Origin of the sequence: Dyadobacter sp. CY323 (genome assembly GCF_021390245.1) — a bacterium.
Lineage (GTDB): Bacteria > Bacteroidota > Bacteroidia > Cytophagales > Spirosomataceae > Dyadobacter.
In genome coordinates this window covers 1-1,325 of record NZ_JAJUXH010000049.1, presented here as the reverse complement: position 1 = coordinate 1,325, position 1,325 = coordinate 1, and the positions used below count along the sequence as shown (strand labels likewise).

General features: G+C 45.1%; 1 protein-coding gene. It reads right to left on the bottom strand.

What is annotated here, in order from left to right; genetic code table 11:
* Positions 1-50 precede the first annotated feature (50 nt).
* Entirely contained in the window at positions 51-1,247 is a 1,197-nt protein-coding gene (locus LZG72_RS29060; protein ID WP_233878762.1) for an IS256 family transposase, read from the bottom strand.
* Positions 1,248-1,325: the final 78 nt, after the last annotated feature.

Here is a 1,325-nt window from a genome sequence, read left to right as displayed (position 1 = left end):
GGGACTATCGCATTAACTGTGTAAACTTTTCAATCGGGGTCGGGCAAAGCTTAAAGCCTGACTCTGTTTTCAAAAATAGTCAAAAATTGATTCAGGATCATGCCCCAGTTTCGGATCGGCATGGTCCATTTTTTGGAAGCCTCCCTTAGGGCTAAATATACCGATTTCATCACTGCTTCATCAGTCGGAAAGGACAGTTTGTTCTTCGTGTACTTTCTTATTTTCCCATTTAGGTTCTCTATGAGATTTGTGGTATAGATGATCTGCCTGATTTCTAATGGAAAATCAAAGAAGACAGTCAGCTCATCCCAATTTTCGCGCCAGCTTTTGATGGCATAGGAATATTTGCTGCTCCATTTAAGTTCGAGGCTGTCCAGGGCCGCCAGGGCAGCCTGCCGGGTGGGCGCACCGTAAATGTCTTTCAAATCACGGCTGAACTCCTTTTTATCTTTCCAGACCACGTACCGGCAGCTGTTCCGGATTTGATGAACGACGCAGATCTGAGTGGCGGATTCAGGAAAAACAGACCGGATCGTCTGGGTGAAGCCGTTGAGATTGTCTGTGGCCGTGATCAGGATGTCTTGTAACCCTCGGGCTTTCATATCTGTCAAAACACTCATCCAGTAGGCAGCAGACTCATTTTTGCCGAGCCACATGCCTAAGATTTCCTTGTAACCATCGCGTTTAAGTCCAACAGCGATGTAAACTGTTTTGTTGACTACCTTGCTGTTTTCGCGCACTTTGAAGACAATACCGTCCATCCACACAATCAAATAAACAGGTTCCAAAGGCCGGTTCTGCCAACTAACGATGTCTTCTGCTATCCGGGAAGTGATGCGACTGATAGTTGATGTCGAAACTTCAAAATTGTAAACATCCCTGATCTGGTCTTCGATGTCAGCAACACTCATGCCTTTGGCATACAGCGACACAATCACCTCTTCAATGCCGTCTACCATATTCTCCCGCTTGGGAACAATCATTGGATTAAAACTAGCGTCGCGGTCACGGGGCATTCGAATTTCCGACTCGCCATAGCTTGTTTTAACCCTCTTTTTCCCATAGCCATTACGGGAATTGCTGTTGAGCGACTGCTCATGCTTATCATATCCCAAATGCCCATCCAGCTCGCCTTCCAGCATTTTCTCAATGCCCCGTTTCTGTAACTGGCCAAGAAAGTCATTGAGCGTTTCGCGGCTCTTGAACTGCTTTAAAAACTCATCAGTCAACAAATCTTCTGGTCTCATAAACTGTGTTTTGTTAAAAGTAAAAAATCGGAGTTACAAACCCCGATTTAAACTTTACACAGATTTTGAGATAGTGTC